17 protein-coding genes are annotated in these 22479 nt (G+C 62.5%); 9 read left to right on the top strand and 8 right to left on the bottom strand.

Features of this window, described 5'->3' with window-relative positions:
- Positions 1–2: 2 nt before the first annotated feature.
- On the top strand, positions 3–1295 hold the full coding sequence (locus ACI3GR_RS16135) for a cobyrinic acid a,c-diamide synthase CobB (protein ID WP_407496032.1): 1293 nt from the start codon (positions 3–5) through the stop codon (positions 1293–1295).
- A gap of 92 nt (positions 1296–1387) precedes the next feature.
- Positions 1388–2611, top strand: a complete 1224-nt coding sequence (locus ACI3GR_RS16130) for an MFS transporter (RefSeq protein ID WP_407496030.1) — start codon at positions 1388–1390, stop codon at positions 2609–2611.
- A gap of 180 nt (positions 2612–2791) precedes the next feature.
- Here ACI3GR_RS16130 and ileS read toward each other — a convergent pair whose 3' ends face one another.
- The 6 genes from ileS to ACI3GR_RS16100 all read right to left on the bottom strand — a co-directional run bounded on the left by ileS (position 2792) and on the right by ACI3GR_RS16100 (position 10659).
- Positions 2792–5704 carry an isoleucine--tRNA ligase gene (gene ileS, locus ACI3GR_RS16125; RefSeq protein WP_407496028.1) on the bottom strand — a complete coding sequence of 971 codons (2913 nt, stop codon included), beginning with the start codon at positions 5702–5704 and terminating at the stop codon, positions 2792–2794.
- A 476-nt stretch (positions 5705–6180) separates the two neighbouring features.
- Positions 6181–6474: a hypothetical protein gene (locus ACI3GR_RS16120; protein ID WP_407496026.1), complete on the bottom strand. Its 294-nt coding sequence runs from the start codon at positions 6472–6474 to the stop codon at positions 6181–6183.
- The gene (locus ACI3GR_RS16115) at positions 6471–7490 is read right to left on the bottom strand and encodes a YcjF family protein (protein ID WP_407496025.1); all 1020 of its coding nucleotides are present in this window, start codon (positions 7488–7490) and stop codon (positions 6471–6473) included. The genes ACI3GR_RS16120 and ACI3GR_RS16115 overlap by 4 nt, the downstream gene beginning before the upstream one ends.
- Positions 7487–7957, bottom strand: a complete 471-nt coding sequence (locus ACI3GR_RS16110) for a GNAT family N-acetyltransferase (RefSeq protein ID WP_407496023.1) — start codon at positions 7955–7957, stop codon at positions 7487–7489. The genes ACI3GR_RS16115 and ACI3GR_RS16110 overlap by 4 nt, the downstream gene beginning before the upstream one ends.
- Positions 7954–9381, bottom strand: a complete 1428-nt coding sequence (locus ACI3GR_RS16105; protein WP_407496021.1) for a YcjX family GTP-binding protein — start codon at positions 9379–9381, stop codon at positions 7954–7956. The genes ACI3GR_RS16110 and ACI3GR_RS16105 overlap by 4 nt, the downstream gene beginning before the upstream one ends.
- 261 nt (positions 9382–9642) lie before the next feature.
- Positions 9643–10659 carry a ketopantoate reductase family protein gene (locus tag ACI3GR_RS16100; RefSeq protein ID WP_407496019.1) on the bottom strand — a complete coding sequence of 339 codons (1017 nt, stop codon included), beginning with the start codon at positions 10657–10659 and terminating at the stop codon, positions 9643–9645.
- A gap of 289 nt (positions 10660–10948) precedes the next feature.
- Here ACI3GR_RS16100 and ACI3GR_RS16095 point away from each other — a divergent pair, with 289 nt between their 5' ends.
- The 4 genes from ACI3GR_RS16095 (at position 10949) to preA (ending at position 16555) form a co-directional block, all read left to right on the top strand.
- Positions 10949–13117: an anthranilate synthase component I gene (locus tag ACI3GR_RS16095; RefSeq protein WP_407496017.1), complete on the top strand. Its 2169-nt coding sequence runs from the start codon at positions 10949–10951 to the stop codon at positions 13115–13117.
- A 170-nt stretch (positions 13118–13287) separates the two neighbouring features.
- On the top strand, positions 13288–13602 hold the full coding sequence (locus tag ACI3GR_RS16090; protein ID WP_407496015.1) for an H-NS histone family protein: 315 nt from the start codon (positions 13288–13290) through the stop codon (positions 13600–13602).
- A gap of 253 nt (positions 13603–13855) precedes the next feature.
- On the top strand, positions 13856–15196 hold the full coding sequence (locus ACI3GR_RS16085; RefSeq protein ID WP_407496013.1) for an NAD(P)-dependent oxidoreductase: 1341 nt from the start codon (positions 13856–13858) through the stop codon (positions 15194–15196).
- Positions 15197–15250: 54 nt separating this feature from the next.
- Positions 15251–16555 (top strand): NAD-dependent dihydropyrimidine dehydrogenase subunit PreA, encoded by a 1305-nt coding sequence (preA, locus tag ACI3GR_RS16080; protein ID WP_407496012.1) that lies wholly within the window; start codon positions 15251–15253, stop codon positions 16553–16555.
- Between the two features lie 173 nt (positions 16556–16728).
- Here the strand turns inward: preA and ACI3GR_RS16075 are convergent, their stop codons facing one another.
- A complete protein-coding gene (locus ACI3GR_RS16075) occupies positions 16729–17940 on the bottom strand; it encodes an MFS transporter (RefSeq protein WP_407496010.1) in 1212 nt (403 codons plus the stop codon).
- A gap of 104 nt (positions 17941–18044) precedes the next feature.
- Positions 18045–18662 (bottom strand): TetR family transcriptional regulator C-terminal domain-containing protein, encoded by a 618-nt coding sequence (locus ACI3GR_RS16070; RefSeq protein ID WP_407496009.1) that lies wholly within the window; start codon positions 18660–18662, stop codon positions 18045–18047.
- Between the two features lie 196 nt (positions 18663–18858).
- Between ACI3GR_RS16070 and ACI3GR_RS16065 the strand changes: the two genes are divergently transcribed.
- The 3 genes from ACI3GR_RS16065 (at position 18859) to ACI3GR_RS16055 (ending at position 22432) form a co-directional block, all read left to right on the top strand.
- Complete coding sequence (locus ACI3GR_RS16065) at positions 18859–20109, top strand: Zn-dependent hydrolase (protein WP_407496007.1); 1251 nt, start codon at positions 18859–18861, stop codon at positions 20107–20109.
- Positions 20110–20188: 79 nt separating this feature from the next.
- Positions 20189–21649 carry a dihydropyrimidinase gene (gene hydA, locus ACI3GR_RS16060; protein WP_407496005.1) on the top strand — a complete coding sequence of 487 codons (1461 nt, stop codon included), beginning with the start codon at positions 20189–20191 and terminating at the stop codon, positions 21647–21649.
- Positions 21650–22432: an ABC transporter ATP-binding protein gene (locus tag ACI3GR_RS16055; protein ID WP_407496004.1), complete on the top strand. Its 783-nt coding sequence runs from the start codon at positions 21650–21652 to the stop codon at positions 22430–22432. It abuts the gene before it with no gap.
- Positions 22433–22479 lie beyond the last annotated feature (47 nt).

The raw sequence follows: 22479 nt of genomic DNA, 5'->3' as shown, positions 1-22479 counted from the left end.
GGATGAGGTCTGGCACAGGGGTAATTCTTGCTGCGCCGTCTTCGGGGGCGGGTAAGACCACCGTGACCCTTGCACTGTTGCGGTTGTTGTCGCGGGCGGGTGTAGCAGTGCGCGGGGCCAAGTCGGGCCCGGATTACATTGATCCCAGATTTCACGAAGCGGCCTGCGGGCAGGTCTGTGTCAACCTTGACGCCTGGGCCATGTCGCCTGCGCGGCTTTCATCCTTGGCGGCCGGAGAGGGCAGGCTGATCGTCGAAGGGGCGATGGGCCTGTTCGATGGCGCGCCGCCAGACGGGCGGGGCGCGGTGGCGGATGTGGCGAAGGCCTTGCGCCTTCCTGTGGTGCTGGTCGTGGATGCGGGCCGGATGGCGCAATCGGTGGCGCCTTTGGTCGCCGGGTTCGCGGGGTTTGACGCGGGTGTGCGTGTCGCGGGGGTGATCCTGAACAACGTCGGATCGGCGCGCCATGCAGGGATGCTCCGCCGCGCGCTGGCGCCCTTGGGGGTGCCGGTCGTGGGCGTGATGCCGCGCCGCGCCGACCTTGCCATGCCGTCGCGCCATCTGGGGCTGGTGCAGGCGGGGGAACGCGCCGATCTGGACGCGTTTCTGGACCTTGCCGCAGATGCGCTGGCCGAGGGCGTGCCCGGAGATCAGCCCTTTGATACAGAGGCCTTTCTGGCGCTGACGGAAGAGATGCCCCCAGCCCAGTCCGCGCGGCGTATCGACCCGCCGGCCCAACGGATTGCCGTGGCGCAGGATCAGGCCTTTGCCTTTGCCTACCCACATCTTCTGGCCGATTGGCGCGCCGTCGGGGCCGAGATCCTGCCGTTTTCACCGCTGGAGGACGATCCCGTTCCGCAGGCGGATTTCGTCTATCTGCCCGGTGGTTATCCCGAGTTACACGCCGGACGGATCAGCGCGGCTGCCAAGTTCATCTATTCGCTGAAAGCTCATGCGCGCATGGGGCCCGTCTACGGCGAATGCGGCGGCTACATGGTGCTGGGCGAAGGTCTGGTGGATGCCGAGGGCAATCGCCACGAAATGGCGGGGCTTTTGGGGTTGGAGACGTCGTTCTTCATGCGGCAGTTGCATCTGGGCTATCGGCAGTTGCAGGCGCTTGGCGGGCCTATGCAGGGGACATGGGCGGGGCATGAGTTCCACTATGCCCGCACGATGAAAGCCGAAGGTGATCCGCTGTTTGCCGCCTGGGACGCGGAAGGCACCCGTCTGGACGACATGGGGTTGCGACGTGGACATGTGGCCGGGTCGTTCGCGCATCTGATCGACCGGGCCTGACGCCGCGCCCGGACCGCGCCAAAGCTGCGACTGTGCAGCGCTGCACATCACGAGATCTTGCGCAGGGGTGTGGTGCGGGCTACGGATTTCGCATGAGCAGTTCTGAATATATCCCCGACGATTCCCGCGCCAAGCGCAACGTAATGGTTCTGGTTCTGGCGCAGGCCATTCTGGGATCGCAAATGCCGATGATCTTTACCATTGGCGGGCTGGCGGGGCAGTCGCTGGCGTCGAATGTCTGTTTCGCGACGCTGCCGATTTCGATGATCGTCTTGGGATCGATGATTGCGGCGACGCCTGTATCGGCAATCATGCAGAAATACGGCCGCCGCGCCGGGTTCTTTCTGGGGGCTTTGGGCGGTGCGGTCGGCGGTGTGATCGGGGCGATTGGCCTGTATTACGCGTCGTTTCCGCTGTTCCTGCTGGGGTCGTTCTTTACCGGTATCTATATGTCGGCGCAGGGGTTTTACCGTTTTGCCGCCGCTGATACCGCCTCGGACGAGTTCCGCCCCAAAGCGATTTCCTATGTCATGGCCGGTGGTCTGGCGGCGGCTTTGATCGGGCCGCAGCTGGTCAAGGTGACGGCGGATGCGATGGTGGTGCCTTTCCTAGGCACTTATATCGCGGTGCTGGTGCTGAACGTGGTGGGATCGCTGCTGTTCATGCTGATCGACATCCCCAAGCCGCCTGTGCCGTCCGAAGATGCGCCCAAGGGGCGGTCGCGGTTGGAGCTGTTGAAAACCCCGCGGATCGCCGTGGCAGTGATTTGCGCGATGGTATCTTACGCGCTGATGAACCTTGTGATGACCTCGACCCCGCTGGCGGTCGTGGGTTGCGGGTTCGACAAGGGCAATGCGGCGGATGTGGTCAGTATGCACGTGTTGGCGATGTATATTCCGTCGTTCTTCACCGGCCATCTGATCGCGCGCTTTGGGGTCGAAAAGATCGTGGCGGCGGGTCTGGTGATCCTTGCGGGCGCGGGCGCGGTGGCGCTGAACGGTGTGGACCTTGAGAACTTTTTTATCGCGCTGGTCTTGTTGGGGATCGGCTGGAACTTTGGCTTCATCGGCGCGACCACGATGCTAGCCGGCGCGCATGAGCCGCACGAGCGGGGCCGGATGCAGGGTCTGAACGACCTGATCGTCTTTGGCGGCGTGACCGTGGCGTCCATGGCGTCGGGCGGGTTGATGAACTGTTCGGGCGGGTCTGCACAGGCGGGCTGGACGGCGGTGAACCTTGCCATGGCCCCCTTCCTTATGCTGGCGGGCGGCGCGCTGATCTGGCTGGTGATGCGGCCGAAAGAGCAGGCGGTTTAGGCTGTATCTTCGTATCTATTCCTGAGGGCAGCGACCGACCCGGGGTGGCGCGATAGCGCCGCCCATGGGGGCGGGTCGGCGCTGCCCGGCGTTTCCGCCGGGCGGAACCTATGTTCGATGTGTTAAGAAAAAGGGCGGCCACATCGGGCCGCCCTTTCTTATTGCCTATCTCCTCGCGCCTTAGTCCAGCGCCGCATCACAGCGCCCGCAGACGCCGCTGTGCTCATGCGTGCCGACGTCCGGTAGGATCTTCCAGCAGCGCTGGCACTTTTCCCCGTCAGCCTCGGCAAAGACGACAGCCACGCCGTCCACCTCGGGCAGGCGGAAGGCATCCGCAGGCGCGGGCGCATCCGTCAGTTCCACACCGGAGGTGATGCAGAGATCGGCGAAGGTTTCGGGGTTGGTGATCAGAGCGGCCAGGTCCGCGCTAAGGTGCACGATCGGTGCGGCCTCCAGCGACGAGCCGATGACCTTGTCACGGCGTTTCTGTTCCAACGCGCCCGTCACGACCCGACGCACCGCGCGGACCTGCTTGGACCGGGCGGCCAGTTCGTCGTCGCGCCATGCGGCGTTGACCTGAGGCATGTCCGTCAGGTGGACCGAGGATCCGTCGCCGGGGTTCCGTTCCAGCCAGACCTCTTCCGAGGTGAAGGTCAGGATAGGGGCCAGCCAGTGCACCATGTGATCGTAGAGCACGCCCAGCACGGCTTCGCAGGCCACGCGGCGCGGGCTGTCCTCGGCGTCGCAATAGAGCGTGTCCTTGCGCACGTCGAAGTAGAAGGCCGACAGGTCCGTCGTCGCGAAGTCAAAGACCGCGCGCCATGCCTTTTGGAAATCGAAGGTCTGGTAGCCTGTGCGCACGGCCTCATCGACCTCGACCACGCGGTGCAGGATCAGGCGTTCCAGTTCCGGCAGATCGTCGGGCAGGGCGGGGACGTCTTCGGGCAGCGAGCCGAGGATGAACCGCAGCGTGTTGCGCAGACGGCGATAGCTGTCGGCCACGCCTTTCAGGATCTCTGGCCCGATCCGCTGGTCGGCGGAATAGTCGACCTGAGCCACCCACAGACGCAGGATATCCGCGCCGTATTGCTTGACGACCTCTTCGGGCACGATGGTGTTGCCAAGCGATTTGGACATCTTCATGCCCTTTTCGTCCAGCGTGAACCCATGCGTCACCACGTTGCGATAAGGCGCGCGGCCAAGCGTGCCACAGGCCTGCAGCATCGAGGAATGGAACCACCCGCGGTGCTGGTCGGTGCCTTCCAGATAGACGTCAGCGATCCCGTCGGGGCTGCCGTCTTCGCGGTCGCGCAGGACAAACGCGTGGGTGGAGCCCGAGTCGAACCACACGTCGAGCACGTCGAACACCTGCTCATAGGCCTCGGGGTCAGCGTCTGTGCCCAGGAAGCGTTCCTTCGCGCCGTCCATGTACCAGCAATCCGCGCCTTCGGCCTCGAACGCCTCGGCGATGCGGGCGTTCACGGCTTCATTCCGCAGCAGGTAGTCAGGATCGGTCGGCAGCGCGCCTTTCTTGACGAAGCAGGTCAGCGGCACACCCCATGCCCGCTGACGGGACAGAACCCAGTCAGGGCGGGATTCGATCATCGAATATAGGCGGTTACGGCCCGACTGCGGATGCCATTTCACCAGCTGGTCGATGCTGGCCAAGGCGCGTTCGCGGATCGTTTTGCCATAAGTGTCATTGCCGCCGACGGGCTTGTCGATGGCGGCGAACCACTGCGGCGTGTTGCGATAGATGACCGGAGCTTTTGAGCGCCACGAATGCGGGTAAGAGTGCTTGATCTTGCCGCGCGCCAGCAGGCCGCCAACCTCGACCAGCTTGTCGATGACGGCTTTGTTGGCATCGCCTTCGCCGCCCTTGCGACTAAGGATGTACTTGCCGCCAAAGAACGGCAGGTCGGGCCGGAACGACCCGTCGTCCATCACGTTGTAGGTGATGACCTGTTCCAACATGCCAAGGTCACGGTATAGCTCGTATTCCTCCATCCCGTGGGACGGGGCGCAATGGACAAAGCCGGTGCCTTCGGTGTCGGTGACAAAATCCGCCGCGCGGAAATCACGGATGTCGTCCCATTCGCCGTTGCCGCCCTCGGCGCCCTTCAGCGGATGCTCAAGGCTGATCTTCGCCAGCTCATCCTGGGTCACGTCGCCCACGCGGGTCCACATGCCATCCTCAAGCCGGGCGCGGGCAAAAACGTCAGCCGCGCGCGCATCGGCCAGAATGAACCGGTCGCCGACATTGGCCCAGCATTCGTCCGGAGTGCCGGTCACTTCGTACAGACCGTAAGCAAAATCAGCGCCATAAACGACGGCTTTGTTCGACGGCATGGTCCAGGGCGTCGTGGTCCAGATCACCACGTTTGCCCCGTCCAGTCGGTCGTCGCCCGTGCCCACGACCTTGAACTTTACCCAGATCGTGAAGCTTTCCTTGTCGTGGTATTCCACCTCGGCCTCGGCCAGCGCGGTCTTCTCAACGGGCGACCACATCACGGGCTTGGAGCCTTGATAGAGCGAACCGTTCATCAGGAACTTCATGAATTCCTCTGCGATGACACGCTCCGCATGGTAATCCATCGTCAGGTAGGGGTTGGCCCAGTTGCCGGTGATGCCCAGACGTTTGAACTCGGTGCGCTGCACGTCGATCCAGCTGTCGGCAAAGGCGCGGCATTCCTGGCGGAAATCGACCACCGGAACCTCGTCCTTATTCTTGCCCTTCTTGCGGTATTGTTCTTCGATCTTCCATTCGATGGGCAGACCGTGGCAATCCCAGCCGGGGACATAGCGCGCGTCGCGGCCCATCATCTGATGCGACCGGACGATCATGTCCTTGAGGATCTTATTCAGCCCGTGGCCGATGTGAAGGTTCCCGTTCGCATAGGGCGGGCCATCGTGCAGGATGAACGGCTCGCGCCCTTCCTTTTCCCGCAGGCGGTCGTAGACCCCGATTTTTTCCCACCGCTCCAACCAGTTGGGTTCGCGGTTGGGCAGACCGGCCCGCATCGGGAAATCGGTCTGAGGCAGGTTCAGCGTGTCTTTGTAATCAACGTCGTTCGTCGGCGTATCGGCGCACATATCCAGTGATCCGTTCGTAGTTTTCAGGTTTTGGGAAGGGGCGGCGCGGTATCCCATACGCCTTGTCCCGGCGGCTCAGATCTCAGAGCGCCGGGCATGTAATTCGAATGATGATCGCATTCAGGTACATCTTGAGCGCCTTATAGGCGTGGGGCAGGGCAGGGTAAAGCCCGGAGAGGCTTTGTGACCAAGCGCCCCTACTTCTTCTGGTTGGCAAATACCTCGGGGGACCGGGGGCAGAGCCCCCGCGACGGGTAGGGTTCGCGACAAAGCGGTCTGCTATCCGTTCACACCTTGTCTCGGGCGTCTAGCCCGAGACGCGCTCGACCCTCCCCCCGGGAGGGCGCATTGGCGATGTCGGTCGTCGTTCAGGATTAGCTCGATGCTTTTGAGATAAATCGATGACCACAAGCGGAGTGATGCGCCATCCCAGGGTCGGGCGCGTCTCTCTGCTTCGAACTCATGGCTCATAGGAGCTAAGACCGAAACTTCTCCCGCTGCGCTTTCGCCAGAGCCTTCTGCACCGACAGCTGCGCCACTTTGCGCATCTTCTCGGGCTTCTCCTCGTCCGGGGCGGCGTCGTAGTCGGCCTTTGCCACCTCCAGCGCGCGGGCGATTAGGGCGTCGTCGACCGTGTCGCCTTCCTCTGCCAGCACCTTCAGGGCCAGCGCGACAGCCGGGTCTTCACGATCAACTGGGTGGTCTGGCACCTCAGGCGCGGTGGCCTCTCCCGGCCCGCGCCGTCGGGTCAGACGCCGCCACCAGCTCATGCCTCTTTGCCTTCGCCAAACAGTCCGGTCAAAGCGCTTTGCAACACGCGTGTGACCTTGGGGCGGCGGCCTTCGCCAAAGGGCATCGGGCGGCACACTTCCATCGCGGCGACGCCGACGCGGGCCGTCAGCGCGCCATTCACCACGCCTTCGCCAAAGCGGCGGGACAGGCGGGCCAGAACGTTGCCGCCCAGAACCGATCCGATCATGTCATCGCCCACAGCCACCGCGCCCGTGGCCACCAGATGCGTCATGACCGCCCGCGTCAGGCGCAGCGATCCCAAGGTGCCGGATCGCCCGCCGTAAACCTCGGCCACGCGGCGGATCATGCGGATGTTGCTGGTCATGGCCGCGATCACATCGGCAAAAGCCAAAGGCACCAGCGCGGTCACCGTAGCGACCTGTCGGGCGGCGGCTTCGACCTCTTTCAAGGCGGCGGCGTCTAGGGGGGCGATCAGCTCTGCCTCGGCCAGCGCCATCAGGCTGTCGGCATCGAATTGCTCTTCTCGCCGTTCGGCAAAGCGGTCGCGGTGCCAGCTTAGGTCTGATCGTGCACGATAGAGCGTTTCCAGCCGGGTCACGAAATCACGTGCTTTGGACAGGTCTTTTTCGACCCGCGCCTCATCCGCGAGATGGTGCATCCGGTCCATGCGCGCCAGTCGAGAGAAGGCGGCCACTTCTTTGACCACGATCGCCAGACAGACCAGCGCGAACAGCACCAGCAGCGCGGTCACGGCCCATCCCAGCCAGGGCGTCTGCGCAATCAGCCCGGTGACGAAGTTCCACGCCGCGACCGACACCACCGTTCCCAGCACCGTCATCAGCAGGCCCCAGAACCACCGCGCCAGTCGCGAGGGGCGGCGCGCGGCCAGAGTGGCGGCGATCTGCATGGCCTGACCCTTGGGCGCGACCATGTCGGGAACGGGGGGCGCGGTGTCGGGGCGAACCTCGGCCTCAGCCTTCGGCGTGTCGTCCAGGTCGATCATCACCGGGCCACGGCGTTTCTGCTCGGTCATCGTGCGTCCTCCAGATGCGGCGCGGACAGGTTTGGTGCGGGCCAGATCAGGCGGACATCGGGCAGGCCTTCGTCGTTGCTGTCCCCGTCCGAGGTCTCAAGCTCCTTGAACCCCAGTTTTGCATAGAACCGCCGCGCCCCAGCATTGGCCAGAAAGGTGTGCAATTCGATCTGCCCACAGGTCCGTCGCGCGTCTTCGATCAATTGCCGCCCGATGCCTGCGCCGCGCGATCCGCGGGCGACGTAAATCGCGTGCACATAATTGTCTTCGCGCGCCAGAAACCCCCGGATCACCCCGTCTTCGGCGACGCGCACCCAGCCAAGGTCGATCATCCGGCCTGCATGGGCGATGTCTTCGGCCCCCGAATGAAGCTGCGGCATCCAGCGGTGGTCGCGGATTGCTTGGCCAAGGATCGCCCCACAGGCGCCGGCGTCCAAGGGGCGGGCATCGCGGATCACAAGACTCATATCCGGTCCCCGATCAGAAATTGCGCGGCGCGGTCCAGCCGGATGTGGGGTGGACCTTCGCCGGGTTTCAGGCGCAGCGCGGCGGGGGCAAAGGCCATCAGATCGTATTCGCCGTCCAGCCATGTGTCCTGCCCCTGACGGGCGGGGTTCAGCAGGCGCGCCGGGTCTTCTGGCAGTTCGCCGGGATACATGGCCGCCATCCGGCCCCGCGTGCCGTCGGGGTTCAGCAGGGTGCCGCGCACGCAATCCAGCGGCGCGCCGTCATGCGTCAGCGTTTCCTCGACCGTGGCGCGCAGGGCGGCGATGGCCATGGCGTCGGTCTGGGCCCCTGCGAATTGGGCGCGGTCCACGGCGTCGCGCACCAGCGCCTGCATAATGCCCGACAGCGCGCCATGCTGCGTGTGGTGCAGGTGGTCGGCCTTGGTTGCGGCAAAAAGAATCTTTTCCACCCGCTGCCCGATCAGAATGCGCGACAGGAAAGAATTGCGCCCGGGGCGGAAGGCGCCAAGGATGTCGGTCATCGTCTGGCGCAGGTCTTCGACCGCGCGGGGGCCTTTGTGGATCGCGCCAAGGGCATCGACCAGCACCACCTGACGGTCGATCCGGGCAAAGTGGTCGCGGAAAAACGGCTTGGCGACCTGAGATTTATAGGCCTCGAACCGCCGCTCCATTTCGCGCCACAGGCCTTTGCGGGGCGCGCTGTCTTCGGGCGGCAGGGGCGCGAAGGTCAGGGCAGGCGATCCTGCCATTTCGCCGGGCAACAGAAAGCGGCCCGGGGTCAGGTCGGAATAGCCCGCTGCGCGCGCGGCCTCCAGATAGCTGGTGTAGGCGCGGGCTATGGCCTGTGCGTCAGGCTCTTCCCATGTGTCGCGGTTGGCGAAGGCGCGGGTCGCGTAAAGGAAATCATGCGCCTCTTCCCGGTCGGCAAGGCGGGCCAGCATTTCTGATGACCAATCGGCATAGCTGCGATCCAGCAGGCCAAGGTCCAGCAGCCATTCGCCCGGGTAATCGACGATATCAAGATGCACCACGCGCGGCCCCTGAAACCCTGACAGCAGGCCCGAGGGCCGGACCTTCAGCGACAGGCGCAATTCGCTGACCGCGCGGGTGCTGTCGGGCCAATGCGGCGCGGCGGCGGTCAGAGCCGACAGGTGGTTTTCATACTCAAACCGGGGGATGGTGTCGTCGGGCTGGGGTTGCAGATAGGCGCTGACAATGCGGCCTTCGGACTGGGCCAGAAGGCCGGGCATACGGCCCCGGTCCAGCAGGTTCGCAACCAAAGAGGTGATGAACACCGTTTTGCCCGCGCGCGCCAGCCCGGTGACGCCCAGACGGATGACCGGCTCAAAAAACGCTTCCGAGACGGTGTCGCCCACCGCCTCGACCTGCCGCGCCATGCTGTCGGCAATATCGCCAAGTATCACGTGGTCTGCCCCTTACTGCCCATAGGGCCAAGATAGGGTGCCCACGCGCGGCATTAAAGGCAAAAGGCATTGCTTCTTCTGGTTGGCAAATACCTCGGGGGTCCGGGGGCAGCGCCCCCGATTGTGTCGGGCGAGACTTTAAGATGAGTTCGATCATAGGTCCCGCCCGGCGGTAACGCCGGGCAGCGCCGACCCGCCCCCATGGGCGGCGCTATCGCGCCACCCCGGGCCGGCGCTGCCCTCAGCGCCTAAAATCAACGACTACAATTCCCGCGATGTCTCCACGAACCGCAAGATTTCCGTCGCCAAGTCCAGCATCGGGCAGGGCACCCCTTTGGCATGACCCACAGCGGCGGCGGCGGCAAAGATCGGCTCGATCTCCATCGGGCGACCCTTTTCAAGATCCTGCAGGGTCGAGGGCTTGAAACCGCCGTTCCGCATCGCCAGCGACAGGCGCTTTTCGGTGGTCATGGCGATTTCCGCGTCTTCCGCGGCGGCGATGGCGCGGACCTCTTCCATGATCGCACCGGTGAAATCGTAGATCGGTTGAGAGTTCAGGTTTACCCCGCTCGAGGTCCGCGTGATGGCCGCCACGGCGTTCAGCGAACAATTCGACATCATCTTGGCCCACAGCGCGTTCTGGAACGGCTGCGTCTGGCGGATCATCCAGCCCGCGCCTTCCAGCAGCGCCGCGATCCGTTCCACATCCGTGCGGTCCTCTCCCGGCAGGCGGCCAAGGTCCAGATAGCCTTCGATGTCATAGGAAATCAGCCCCGGCTCCGGCGACGACGCGCCGAGGTAGGCGATGGACCCGATCGCGCGCTCTGGCCCGATGGCAGACCATAGGACACCGCCGGGATCGACCTCTTCCGCTCCCTTGGTGCCGCCCTTGCCATCGGGGATCGGGTACCACCACGGCACGCCGTTCACGACTGGCAGGATGCGGCCATGCGGGGCCATGAGCGCGGCCAGCGTGTCAGCCAGGGGCGGGATCTGGTGGCCTTTCAACGCGGTGATGACCACGTCCTGCGGCGGCAGGCTGGCGGGATCGTCGGTGGCTGTGACGGGGATCACCTCGATTTCCCCGTCGGGGCGGCGCAGGCGCAGGCCGTCCGCTTTCATTGCAGCCAGATGGGCGCCCCGGGCGATCAGCGTGACCTCTCCGATATCGCCGGTGCCTGCGGATTTCGTCAAAAGCGCGCCGATCAAGCCACCGATGGCGCCCGCGCCATAGACGGTGATGTTCAAGGGACGGTCGGGCAGAGGGGGCAGGGACATCGGCTGGGCCTTTTTGTGTGAATAGTCGCGCTGACGCTACCCTTAGCTTCGCGGCGGGCCAAGGGGCGTGGTCGCATCACCGGCCAACCCGTATTTTGACGTCCGCACATATTTACATCCCCAAAAGCAATTGGTACCGATTTGGCGTTTGGACAAGAAGGGCAATGCCATGACCGGCATCCTGTGGCAGGGCAATCAGATCGAAGGGCGATGGCGCGGCGTAATTGTCTGCTAATCCCGATTGCTTTTGCGGCGACCGTTTGGTCCGCCCTTTCTAGACGAGAGTTTCATGACTGATCTGACTTACCGGACCCAAGGCGGTCTGACCGTGACCCGGCGCGAAATCCCGGCCGACTATTCCCGCGACAGCGATGCGCTGGCGGAACAATTGGACAGCCATCGCGGGGCGTTGTTTTCTTCGAATTACGAATATCCCGGTCGCTACACCCGGTGGGAGTTCGGTTTTGCCGAACCGCCCGTCGTAGTGGAAAGCCGCGGCCGCAACATGCGGATCGCCGCGCTGAATGCGCGGGGGCGGATCATTCTGGCGATGATGCGCGACGCGGTGGCCAACTTGGCCGAAGTGGCGGAGTTTACGGCGAGTGAGGACCAATTCGATCTGATCATTCGCACGCCGGACCGCGTTTATAACGAAGAAGAACGGTCCCGCGCGCCGTCGGTGTTTTCGGTTCTGCGCGCGATCGTGGCCTATTTCAAATCCGACGAAGACCACCATCTTGGTCTGTATGGTGCGTTTGGCTACGATCTGGCGTTCCAATTCGAACCGATCGATTTCCATCTGGAGCGGCCCGAGGATCAGCGCGATCTGGTTCTGTTTCTGGCCGACGATCTTCTGGTGGCGGACCATTATTCCGCCTCGGCATCGCGGTACCAATACGAATTCACTCTGGGTGATCTGTCGACCGAAGGTATTCATGGCGGCGGAGAGGCCGAGCCATTTCAGATCGGTTCGCAGGACATTCCGCGCGGTGATCATAATCCCGGCGAATACGCAGAACTGGTCCGCGAGGCCAAGAAAAGCTTTGTCCGGGGCGATCTGTTCGAAGTGGTTCCAGGGCAGGTTTTTTACGAGCCCTGCAAAGACAGCCCTTCGGCCATTTTCAAACGGCTGAAAAAGATAAACCCGGCGCCGTTCGGGTTCATCATGAACCTTGGCGACCGCGAATACCTTGTCGGGGCCAGCCCCGAGATGTTCGTGCGTGTCACTGGTCGCCGGGTCGAAACCTGCCCGATTTCCGGCACCATTAAACGTGGGGCCGATGCGATCGAGGACAGCGAACAAATCCTCAAGCTGCTGCAATCCAAAAAGGACGAGAGCGAGCTGACGATGTGTTCCGACGTGGATCGCAACGACAAATCCCGCGTCTGTGAGCCGGGGTCTGTCCGGGTGATCGGGCGGCGTCAGATCGAGATGTATTCGCGCCTGATCCACACGGTCGATCATATCGAAGGTCGCCTGCGTCAGGGCATGGACGCCTTTGACGCCTTCCTAAGCCACGCCTGGGCCGTGACGGTAACGGGCGCGCCCAAACTGTGGGCGATGCGGTTTATCGAAAAGCACGAAAAATCAACGCGCTACTGGTATGGTGGCGCGGTTGGGGCCATCGGTTTTGACGGTGACATGAACACCGGCCTGACCCTGCGCACCATCCGGATCAAAGACGGCGTGGCCGAGGTGCGGGCCGGTGCGACGCTGCTGTTCGACAGTGACCCGGACGAAGAAGAGGCCGAAACCGAACTGAAGGCCAGCGCCATGCGCGCGGCCATTCGCGGCGACGTTCGCGTGAATGACGGCGGCGGTGACGATTGGCGTGTTCAGCGCGGGCAGGGGCGGCGCATCCTGCTGGTCGATCACGAAGACAGTTTCGTGCACACGCTGGCCAATTATTTCCGCCAGACCGGGGCCGAGGTGCTGACGACCCGTTCCCCCGTGGCCGACAAGGTATTCGAGGATTTCAAACCTGATCTGGTTGTGCTGTCGCCGGGGCCGGGTAATCCCAGGGATTTCGATTGCAGCGGCACGATTTCCAAAGCTCTGGACCGGGGCCTGCCCCTATTCGGGGTGTGTCTTGGGTTGCAGGCGATTGCTGAACATTTCGGCGCGACCTTGGGGCAATTGGAAATCCCGATGCACGGAAAACCTTCGCGTATTCAAGTGACTGACCCGGGTGTCGTTTTTGATGGATTGCCCGAAACGGTTGCAATTGGGCGGTATCATTCGCTTCATGCGATTGCGGCGACCGTGCCCGATCAATTCCGTATCTCGGCTCAGACAGACGATGGGATCGTCATGGGGCTGGAACATAAGGACCTGCCGATTGCAGCCGTCCAATTCCACCCCGAATCCATTATGTCCTTGGGTCAGAATGCGGGGCTGCACATGATCGAAAACGTTGTGGGCAGCCTTGTCGCCAGCAAGGAAACGATCAAGGCGTAAAGCGCTTAAATGTATTGCAGAATGGTCGGGATTGCAGGGAAGCGATCCCGGCCTTTTTAGTTCTGACACAAAATTGAACTTGATTAGATTTTTATTAATGAATAGCGAATATAAATTGTTGTTGAAACGGTTTGACGGTTCAAACAAGCAAGAACAGAAAAGAGTGTCACATGACTGCAATTGACCTGGGCAATATGTCTTTGGATGAGCTGAAGAAGCTTCGCAAGGACGTGGATGTTGCAATCAAGTCCTTTGAAGATCGCAAGAAGAAGGCCGCGCTGGCTGAATTGGAAGCCAAGGCTGCTGAAATGGGCTTTTCCCTTGCCGACCTGACCGGCGGCAAAACCAAAAAGTCCAATCCGCCGAAATATCGCCACCCCGAAAACCCCGAACTGACGTGGAGCGGGCGTGGCCGTCAGCCGGAATGGTTCAAGGACCTGACCGGCAAGGGCACGAACCCTGACGATCTGCTGATCGTTAAATAAGGACGGGCGATCCGCTGATCTTATGGTCGCTGCTTCGGTTGCCCCAGGCGGACATTGATAATGCATCACAGGCCTCGGCACAGCGCCGGGGCCTTTTGCGTTCCAACACGCTTCGCCCCCCACCAAACCGCTTTGCACGGTTTTTCATCGCTGCCTTTGCGGAAGGCCCCGGATCCGCAGATTCCGAAAATTTACCATTTGGTAAAAACTGAACCCTGTGTCAGGCTCATCCCAAGGCAAAGCGGAGAGACCCATGACGCAATCCCCCAGGACCCACACCAATGGCATCACGGCCGGACGGCTGGATCAGGCCACATTGGCCGAGAATTTCAGCGATCTGCACCCGCCGATGGACCGGCACGAGGCGCAGGTGGCTGCGGACCGCTGCTATTTCTGCCATGACGCGCCCTGCGTGACGGCCTGTCCGACGTCGATCGATATTCCCTTGTTCATCCGTCAGATCGCGACGGAAACGCCCGAAGCGGCGGCCAAGACGATTTTCGATCAGAACATTCTGGGCGGCATGTGCGCCCGCGTCTGCCCGACGGAAACGCTGTGCGAAGAGGCCTGCGTGCGCGAGGCGGCCGAAGGCAAGCCGGTCAAAATCGGTGAGCTGCAGCGCTATGCCACCGATACGCTGATGGAAAAGAACGTCCACCCCTTCGACCGGGCAGAGCCGACCGGCAAACGTGTCGCCGTTGTCGGTGCGGGGCCTGCGGGCCTGTCCTGCGCGCATCGTCTGGCGATGAAAGGCCATGACGTGGTGATCTATGACGCCAAGGCCAAGCCGGGCGGTCTGAACGAATATGGGATCGCGGCTTACAAAAGCACCCACAACTTCGCCCAGGCCGAGGTCGATTGGCTGATGCGCATCGGCGGTATCTCTTTGGAGACGGGCAAGGGTCTGGGGCAGGGGCTGACGCTTCCCGGTCTGCAAGAAGAGTTCGACGCGGTCTTTCTGGGTGTCGGTCTGGGCGGTGTGAATGCGCTGCAGGCCGAAGGAACGGATCGTGACGGCGTGGCGGACGCCATTTCCTTTATCGCGGACCTGCGGCAGGCGGATGACCTGACCAAATTGCCCGTGGGCCGCAACGTCGTGGTGATCGGCGGCGGGATGACGGCCGTGGATGCGGCGGTGCAATCCAAGCTGCTGGGGGCCGAGACGGTGACCATCGCCTATCGCCGCGGCACCGACCGCATGGGCGCGTCCAAGTTCGAACAGGATCTGGCGACCAGCAACGGCGTGCGCATCCTGACCAACGTCATGCCCGTCGCCGTACACGGCAATGGTGCCGCGACCGAGCTCGAGCTGGAGTACACTGCCGATCAGGGCGGTAAGCTGGTGGGCACGGGCGAGACGTTCCGCATCGCTGCCGATCAGGTGTTCCGCGCCATCGGCCAGACCTTGGGCGAAGTGCCCAGCATCCTTGATCTGGATGGCGGCAAGATCGCCGTGACGGGCGCGGGGCGGACCTCGATCATGGGCGTCTGGGCCGGGGGCGATTGTGCCACGGGCGGCGACGATCTGACCGTGACCGCCGTGGCCGAAGGGCGCGATGCGGCGGAAGACATGCATGAGATTTTGATGGGATGATTGTGGGTTGCATCCCCACCCAACGGATCATCGCAAGATTACAGGAGTAGCAAAATGGCCAACCTGACAACGACTTTCCTGGGCATCACGTCCCCCAATCCCTTCTGGCTGGCCTCGGCCCCGCCGACCGACAAGGAATACAACGTCCGCCGCGCCTTCGACGCAGGCTGGGGCGGTGTGGTTTGGAAAACGCTCGGCTCCGAAGGGCCGCCGGTGGTCAACGTGAACGGCCCGCGCTACGGCGCGATCTGGGGGGCGGACCGCCGCCTGCTGGGGCTGAACAATATCGAGTTGATCACCGACCGCGACCTTTACACCAACCTGGAAGAGATCAAGCGCGTCAAAGCCGACTACCCTGATCGGGCGATCATCGTGTCGATCATGGTGCCCTGCGAAGAAGAGGCGTGGAAAGCCATCCTGCCACTGGTCGAAGACACCGGCGCCGACGGGATCGAGCTGAACTTTGGCTGCCCCCACGGCATGGCCGAACGCGGCATGGGATCGGCCGTGGGGCAGGTGCCCGAATACATCACAATGGTGACGGAGTGGTGCAAGAAGTACTACTCCAAGCCCGTGATCGTGAAGCTGACGCCCAACATCACCGATATCCGCCAGCCCGCCCGCGCGGCGAAGGCCGGCAATTGTGACGCGGTGAGCCTGATCAACACGATCAACTCGATCACCTCGGTCAACCTTGACCTGATGGCGCCAGAGCCGACGATCGACGGAAAAGGCACGCATGGCGGTTATTGCGGCCCCGCGGTGAAACCCATCGCGCTGAACATGGTGGCCGAGATTGCGCGCGATCCCGAAACCCACGGCCTGCCCATCAGTGCCATCGGTGGCGTCACCACATGGCGCGATGCGGCTGAATTCATGGTGATGGGGGCTGGCAACGTGCAGGTCTGTACCGCCGCCATGACCTATGGCTTTAAGATCGTTCAGGAAATGATCTCTGGCCTGAGCCAGTGGATGGACGAAAAGGGCTATACCTCGACCGAAGATTTCATCGGCGCGGGCGTACCCAACGTGACGGACTGGCAGTACCTGAACCTGAACTACGTCACCAAGGCGCGGATCGATCAGGATGCCTGTATCAAGTGCGGACGCTGCTACGCGGCCTGCGAAGACACCTCGCATCAGGCGATTTCCATGTCCGAAGATCGGGTGTTCGAAGTGATGGACGACGAATGTGTTGCCTGTAACCTCTGCGTCAACGTCTGCCCGGTCGATGATTGCATCACCATGGTTGAAATGGACAAGGGTGCGGTCGATCCCCGCACGGGCGAGACGGTGGGTGACTACGCCAACTGGACCACCCATCCGAACAATCCGAGCGCCGTTAAAGCGGCAGAGTGATCGGAGGGGCTTTGCCCCACATAAAAACGGCCGTAGGGACTTTGCCCCAGTTTATTGAAGATCTGAGGGGCTTTGCCCCTCGGGTCTGCGACCCTCACCCCAGAGTATTTCTGGAAAGATGAAGGTCTTCTTCTGGTTCCAAATACCCTCGGGGGTTTGGGGCAGAGCCCCCATCATTCCAGCCCTGACCGCCGCGCATCCCATAGGGTCACCGCATAAAGCGCGAAGCCCGCGGCAGCCAGACCAGCCCCCACATAGCCAGACGCCGGAAAGCCATAGCCCGCCGCCACGACCCGGGCCGCAAGGAAGGGGCCAAGCGCGTTTGCCATATTGAAGGCCGCATGATGCAGCGCCGCGGCCAATTGCTGGGCATCGCCCGCGACGTTCATCAGCCGTGTCTGCAACACGGTCGATACGCCGCCCAGCACCGCCACCATCAGAACCGCGATGCCCATGGTCCATAGCCCCCCGGTCACGGCGGTGGGGTAGATCAGCAGCACGACGGCCCCGCCGCCAAAGGCCAGATAGGCCGTGGCATTTATCGCGCGGTCGGCCAGTGCGGCCATGGCGAGGTTGAAGATCGTCATGCCTGCGCCCGCGACCATCAGCATGATGGCCACCTGTGTTTCCGTCCCGCCAAGCGTCGTCTGCACGGTCGAGGCGATGTAGGTGTAGACCGCGAAAAAGCCGCCAAAGCCGATCGCGCCGGTCAGAAGCGTCAGCAGCACCTGCCGGTTTTTCAACGCGCCCAGTTCTTTCAGCGGGTTGGCATTGGGATCGGCGGGGGTGCGCGGGGCAAGGCGCGCGACGGCCAGCGCGGTGATCAGGGCCATGGCCCCGACGGCGACAAAACTGGACCGCCAGCCCAAGTATTGCGCTATGACGCTTGCGGCGGGCACGCCGATCGTGGTGGCCAGGGTCAGCCCCAGAAAGACACGCGCCACGGCAGAGGTGCGTTTGTTGCGCGGCACGACCGAAGCCGCGACCAAGGCCGCGACGCCAAGGTAACCGCCGTGCGGCAGGCCCGAGAAGAATCGCGACGCGGTGAAAAGCCCGAAGGTCGGCGCGATGGCCGACAGCAGGTTGAACACGGCAAACCCCAGCATCAGCCAGATCAGCAGCCGTCGTTTGCGCCAGCGCGCGGCGGCCACGGCGAGGATCGGCGCACCGACGACGACGCCGAGGGCATAGGCGCTGATCGCATCGGCGGCGCGGGCCTCATCCACGCCCAGATCGGCCGCGAAATCCGGCAACAGCGCCATGGAGGCGAACTCTGTCAGGCCAATCGCGAACCCGCCAAGCGCCAAGGCAAAGAGCACGGCGCGCGCGTTGATGGGGGTGTCGGCTGACGGGGCCGCGGTGGGATGCGTTTGGACTTGGGTCATGATGGTCTTTCGCCTGTCGCCTCCCCTTTTTGCGCATCTACGCTGCGGCATCTGGCGCAGCAAGGGGCGCGTGCGGTGGGGCGGGTGTGCGAAAGTGCAAAGCCTTACGGGGCGAGCATCCGGGTAAAGAGCGTGACGAGGTAGTCCTCGGCCTCGGGGAAGGGGTCTTTCCCGCGTTCGCCGAGAACGGTGCGGACCTGCACGTCGAAATCGGCGTAATGCTGTGTCAGCGACCAGATCGAGAAAATCAGGTGGTGAGGGTCGGCGGGTTTCAGGCGGCCATCGTCCATCCAGCCCTGAATGACATGGGCCTGATCGTCGACCAGAGGTTTCAGCACCGTCTCGAGCCCCGGACCCATGTGTTTCGCGCCCTGAATGACCTCGTTCGCGAAGAGGCGGCTTTCGCGGGGCATGTCGCGGCTCATCGCGAGTTTGCGGCGGACGTAGGTCAGGATTTCTTCCAGTGGGTCGCCGTCGGCCTTCATCTGGCGCAGCGGGTCCAGCCAGATATCCATAAGGTTTTCCAGCAGATAGGTGTGGATCGCTTCTTTGCTGGGGAAGTAATACAGAAGGTTGGGTTTCGACAGTTTCGCCGCGCGCGCGATCTGATCCACGGTCGATCCGCGAAAGCCATGGGTCGAAAAGACATCCAGTGCCGCGTCGGAAATGGCCGCGATCTTGTCTCGCTGAATCCGTGTCTGCCCGCCGGGATTGTCTTTCACCTGTAAGCCTCGTTCAGAAAAATGCTTTTGCCATCAATGTTTCCCAGAATGGAGGGCAAGTCCACCCTGACCAATTTTTGGTCAGTTAGGGGGGGATCTGTCATCCCTTTTTTGGTGATTTTCTTGACTAGGGGTGGGCCTCTGTTAGCGTTGGTTTGACCGATTGGTCAAAACCTAGGCAGACGCGAGGCATATCATGGCGGCACCCGGCGAAAATCTTCGAATCAATGGCGACCGGCTGTGGGACAGCCTGATGGAAATGGCCAAGATCGGCCCCGGCGTGGCGGGTGGCAACAACCGCCAGACGCTGACTGATGAAGACGCCGAGGGTCGCGAGCTATTCAAGACGTGGTGCGAAGCCGCGGGGTGCGAGATGGGTCTGGACACCATGGGCAACATGTTTGCCATGCGGCCCGGCACGGACCCCGAGGCACTGCCGGTTTACGTGGGCTCTCACCTCGATACGCAGCCGACGGGCGGCAAGTATGATGGAGTTTTGGGCGTGCTTGGCGGGCTGGAGGTCGTGCGATCGTTGAACGACCTTGGCATCAAGACCAAGCATCCGATCGTCGTGACCAACTGGACCAACGAAGAGGGCACGCGCTATGCGCCCGCGATGCTGTCGTCTGGCGTGTTCGCTGGTGTGCATACGGAAGATTGGGCCAAGGATCGCGAAGATGCCAAGGGGCTGAAATTCGGCGATGAATTGAAGCGGATCGGCTGGGAGGGCGAGGAGCCCGTGGGCAGCCGCAAGATGCATGCCTTCTTTGAGTTGCATATCGAACAGGGCCCCATTCTGGAGGCCGAGGGCAAGGATATCGGCATCGTCACGCACGGGCAGGGGCTGTCCTGGACGCAGGTGACGATCACGGGCAAGGACAGCCACACCGGGTCCACGCCGATGCCGATGCGGAAGAACGCCGGGCTGGGCATGGCCAAGGTTCTGCAACTGGTGGACGACATCGCGTGGAGCCATGCGCCCCATGCTGTTGGTGCAGCGGGACATATCGACGTCTATCCCAATTCGCGCAACGTGATCCCCGGTAAGGTCGTCTTTACGGTGGATTTCCGGTCGCCCGAACTGTCGGTGATCGAGGATATGGAGGCGCGGCTTCGCAAAGAGGGGCAGGCGATCTGTAACGATATGGGCCTGAGCGTCGAATTCGAAAAGGTCGGCGGCTTTGATCCGGTCGAGTTTGACAAGGGCTGTGTCACCGCGCTTCGCGACGCGGCAGAGCGGCTGGGCTATTCGCATCAGGACATCATTTCCGGCGCGGGGCATGATGCCTGCTGGATCAATCAGGTTGCGCCGACGGCGATGGTCATGTGTCCTTGTGTGGACGGGCTAAGCCATAACGAAGCCGAAGAGATTTCCAAGGATTGGGCGACGGCGGGGGCGGATGTGCTGTTCCATGCCGTGGTCGAGACGGCGGAGATCGTGGAGTGAAGACCCGAGGCTGGGGGCGCTGCCCCCAGACCCCCGAGGGTATTTGAAACCAGAAGAAGACAAGGCCGGGAGAGAATTCATGAGCAAGGTTATCAAAGGCGGCACGGTCGTCACGGCAGATCGTCAGTTCAAGGCGGATGTGCTGATTGAAGGCGACAAGATCGCAGAGATTGGCGAGAACCTGAAAGGCGACGAGGTTATTGACGCGTCCGAGGCTTACGTCATTCCCGGCGGGATCGACCCCCATACGCACCTTGAGATGCCGTTCATGGGAACCACGGCGGCCGAGACGTTCGAGACCGGCACTTGGGCGGCGGCCTGTGGTGGCACGACGATGTTGATCGATTTTTGCCTGCCGGGCGAGGATGGATCGATCAAGAACGCCATTCAGGAATGGCACCGCAAATCTGCGCCGCAGATCTGTTCCGACATCGGCTATCACATGGCGATCACCGGCTGGAACGAAAACGTCTTTGACGAGATGAAGGACGCGGTCGATGCGGGTGTGAACAGCTTCAAGCATTTCATGGCCTACAAGGGCGCGCTGATGGTCGAGGATGACGAGATGTTCGCCAGCTTCTCGCGCTGTCGGGAGCTGGGCGCGCTGCCGATGGTGCATGCGGAAAACGGCGATCTGGTCGATCTGATGCAGAAGAAGTTTCTGGCCGAGGGCAAGACCGGGCCAGAGTGGCACGCGCGCTCTCGCCCGCCAGAGTTCGAAGGGGAGGCCGCGAACCGGGCGATCACGATTGCGGATGCGGCTGGTACGCCTTTGTATATCGTGCACGTCTCCTGCGAGCAGGCGCATGAGGCGATCCGCCGTGCGCGTCAGAAGGGGATGCGCGTCTATGGGGAGCCTTTGGCACAGTTCCTGACGCTGGATGACGATGAGTATCTGAGCGAGGACTGGCTGCACTCCGCCCGCCGCGTGATGTCGCCGCCCTTCCGCGGAAAGGAACATCAGGATGGGCTTTGGGCCGGGTTGCAGGCCGGATCGCTGCAGGTGGTCGCGACGGACCACGCGGCGTTCTCGTCGGAACAGAAGAAAATGGGCGTTGGCGATTTCACCAAGATTCCCAACGGAACGAACGGTCTGGAAGAACGTCTGGGCGTGCTCTGGACTCGTGGGGTGGAGACAGGGCGTCTTACGCCGGAAGAGTTTGTCGCCGTCACCTCGACCAATATCGCGAAGATCCTGAACATGTATCCGCAGAAGGGCGCGCTGGTGCCCGGGGCTGATGCGGATGTGGTGGTCTGGGACCCGTCGATCACCAAGACGATCAGCGCGTCGAACCACCACTCGATCCTCGATTACAACGTCTTCGAGGGCTACGAGGTCACCGCGCAGCCGCGTTATACTCTGAGCCGGGGCGAGGTGATCTGGGCTTGGGGGCAGAACTCTCAACCCCAGCCGGGGCGTGGGCGTTTCGTGCCGCGCAAACCGTTCTCCTCGGCGGCCAAGGCGCTGTCGAAGTGGAAAGAACTGAACTCTCCGCGGTCCGTGCAGCGTGACCCGATGAACATTCCGGCGGGGATCTAAGTGACTGCCACACCAGTAATTTCCGCCAAGGGTCTGGACCTGACGTTCCAGACAAACGACGGCCCGGTCCATGCTTTGAAGGGCGTGGATCTGGATATCAACAAGGGCGAATTCGTCAGTTTCATCGGCCCCTCGGGCTGTGGCAAGACGACGTTTTTGCGGTGCATCGCGGCGTTGGAACAGCCGACTGGCGGTGATCTGACCGTGAACGGCATGACGCCAGAGGACGCGCGGCTGGCGCGGGCCTATGGTTATGTCTTTCAGGCGGCGGGTCTGTATCCGTGGCGGACCATCGCCGGGAATATCAAGCTGCCGCTAGAGATCATGGGCTTTCCCAAGTCCGAGCAGGCCAAGCGCGTGGAAAAGGTGTTGGAGCTGGTCGATCTGGCGGGCTTTGGCGGCAAGTTCCCATGGCAGTTGTCAGGCGGCATGCAGCAACGGGCATCGATCGCGCGGGCGCTGTCGTTTGACGCCGACATCCTGCTGATGGACGAACCCTTTGGCGCGCTGGACGAAATCGTGCGCGACCACCTGAACGAAGAACTGCTGAAGCTTTGGGCGCGGACGGGTAAGACGATTGGCTTCGTCACCCATTCGATCCCCGAGGCGGTCTATCTGTCGACCAAGATCGTGGTCATGTCGCCCCGGCCCGGACGGATCACGGATGTGATCGACAGCCCTCTGCCCAAGGATCGGTCCTTGGATATTCGCGACACGCCGGAGTTTCTGGAAATCGCGCACCGGGTGCGTGAAGGGCTGCGGGCGGGGCATGCGTATGACTGATATCAGCTTCATCTTTCCAGAAATACTCATCGCGCGCGGGCGGTCTG

The organism is Pseudooceanicola aestuariicola, assembly GCF_045763785.1.
Classification (GTDB): domain Bacteria; phylum Pseudomonadota; class Alphaproteobacteria; order Rhodobacterales; family Rhodobacteraceae; genus Pseudooceanicola.
Note: the sequence above shows the minus strand (reverse complement) of the source record. Positions and strands in the feature narration are given on the sequence as shown.

Excerpts from the sequence above, each read along its gene's own strand:
- ACI3GR_RS16135 (WP_407496032.1), top strand. The coding sequence starts at position 3 with ATGAGGTCTGGCACAGGGGTAATTCTTGCTGCGCCGTCTTCGGGGGCG.
- ACI3GR_RS16130 (WP_407496030.1), top strand. The coding sequence starts at position 1,388 with ATGAGCAGTTCTGAATATATCCCCGACGATTCCCGCGCCAAGCGCAAC.
- ileS (WP_407496028.1), bottom strand. The coding sequence starts at position 5,704 with ATGTGCGCCGATACGCCGACGAACGACGTTGATTACAAAGACACGCTG.
- ACI3GR_RS16120 (WP_407496026.1), bottom strand. The coding sequence starts at position 6,474 with ATGAGCTGGTGGCGGCGTCTGACCCGACGGCGCGGGCCGGGAGAGGCC.
- ACI3GR_RS16115 (WP_407496025.1), bottom strand. The coding sequence starts at position 7,490 with ATGACCGAGCAGAAACGCCGTGGCCCGGTGATGATCGACCTGGACGAC.
- ACI3GR_RS16110 (WP_407496023.1), bottom strand. The coding sequence starts at position 7,957 with ATGAGTCTTGTGATCCGCGATGCCCGCCCCTTGGACGCCGGCGCCTGT.
- ACI3GR_RS16100 (WP_407496019.1), bottom strand. The coding sequence starts at position 10,659 with ATGTCCCTGCCCCCTCTGCCCGACCGTCCCTTGAACATCACCGTCTAT.
- ACI3GR_RS16095 (WP_407496017.1), top strand. The coding sequence starts at position 10,949 with ATGACTGATCTGACTTACCGGACCCAAGGCGGTCTGACCGTGACCCGG.
- ACI3GR_RS16090 (WP_407496015.1), top strand. The coding sequence starts at position 13,288 with ATGACTGCAATTGACCTGGGCAATATGTCTTTGGATGAGCTGAAGAAG.
- ACI3GR_RS16085 (WP_407496013.1), top strand. The coding sequence starts at position 13,856 with ATGACGCAATCCCCCAGGACCCACACCAATGGCATCACGGCCGGACGG.
- preA (WP_407496012.1), top strand. The coding sequence starts at position 15,251 with ATGGCCAACCTGACAACGACTTTCCTGGGCATCACGTCCCCCAATCCC.
- ACI3GR_RS16075 (WP_407496010.1), bottom strand. The coding sequence starts at position 17,940 with ATGACCCAAGTCCAAACGCATCCCACCGCGGCCCCGTCAGCCGACACC.
- ACI3GR_RS16065 (WP_407496007.1), top strand. The coding sequence starts at position 18,859 with ATGGCGGCACCCGGCGAAAATCTTCGAATCAATGGCGACCGGCTGTGG.
- hydA (WP_407496005.1), top strand. The coding sequence starts at position 20,189 with ATGAGCAAGGTTATCAAAGGCGGCACGGTCGTCACGGCAGATCGTCAG.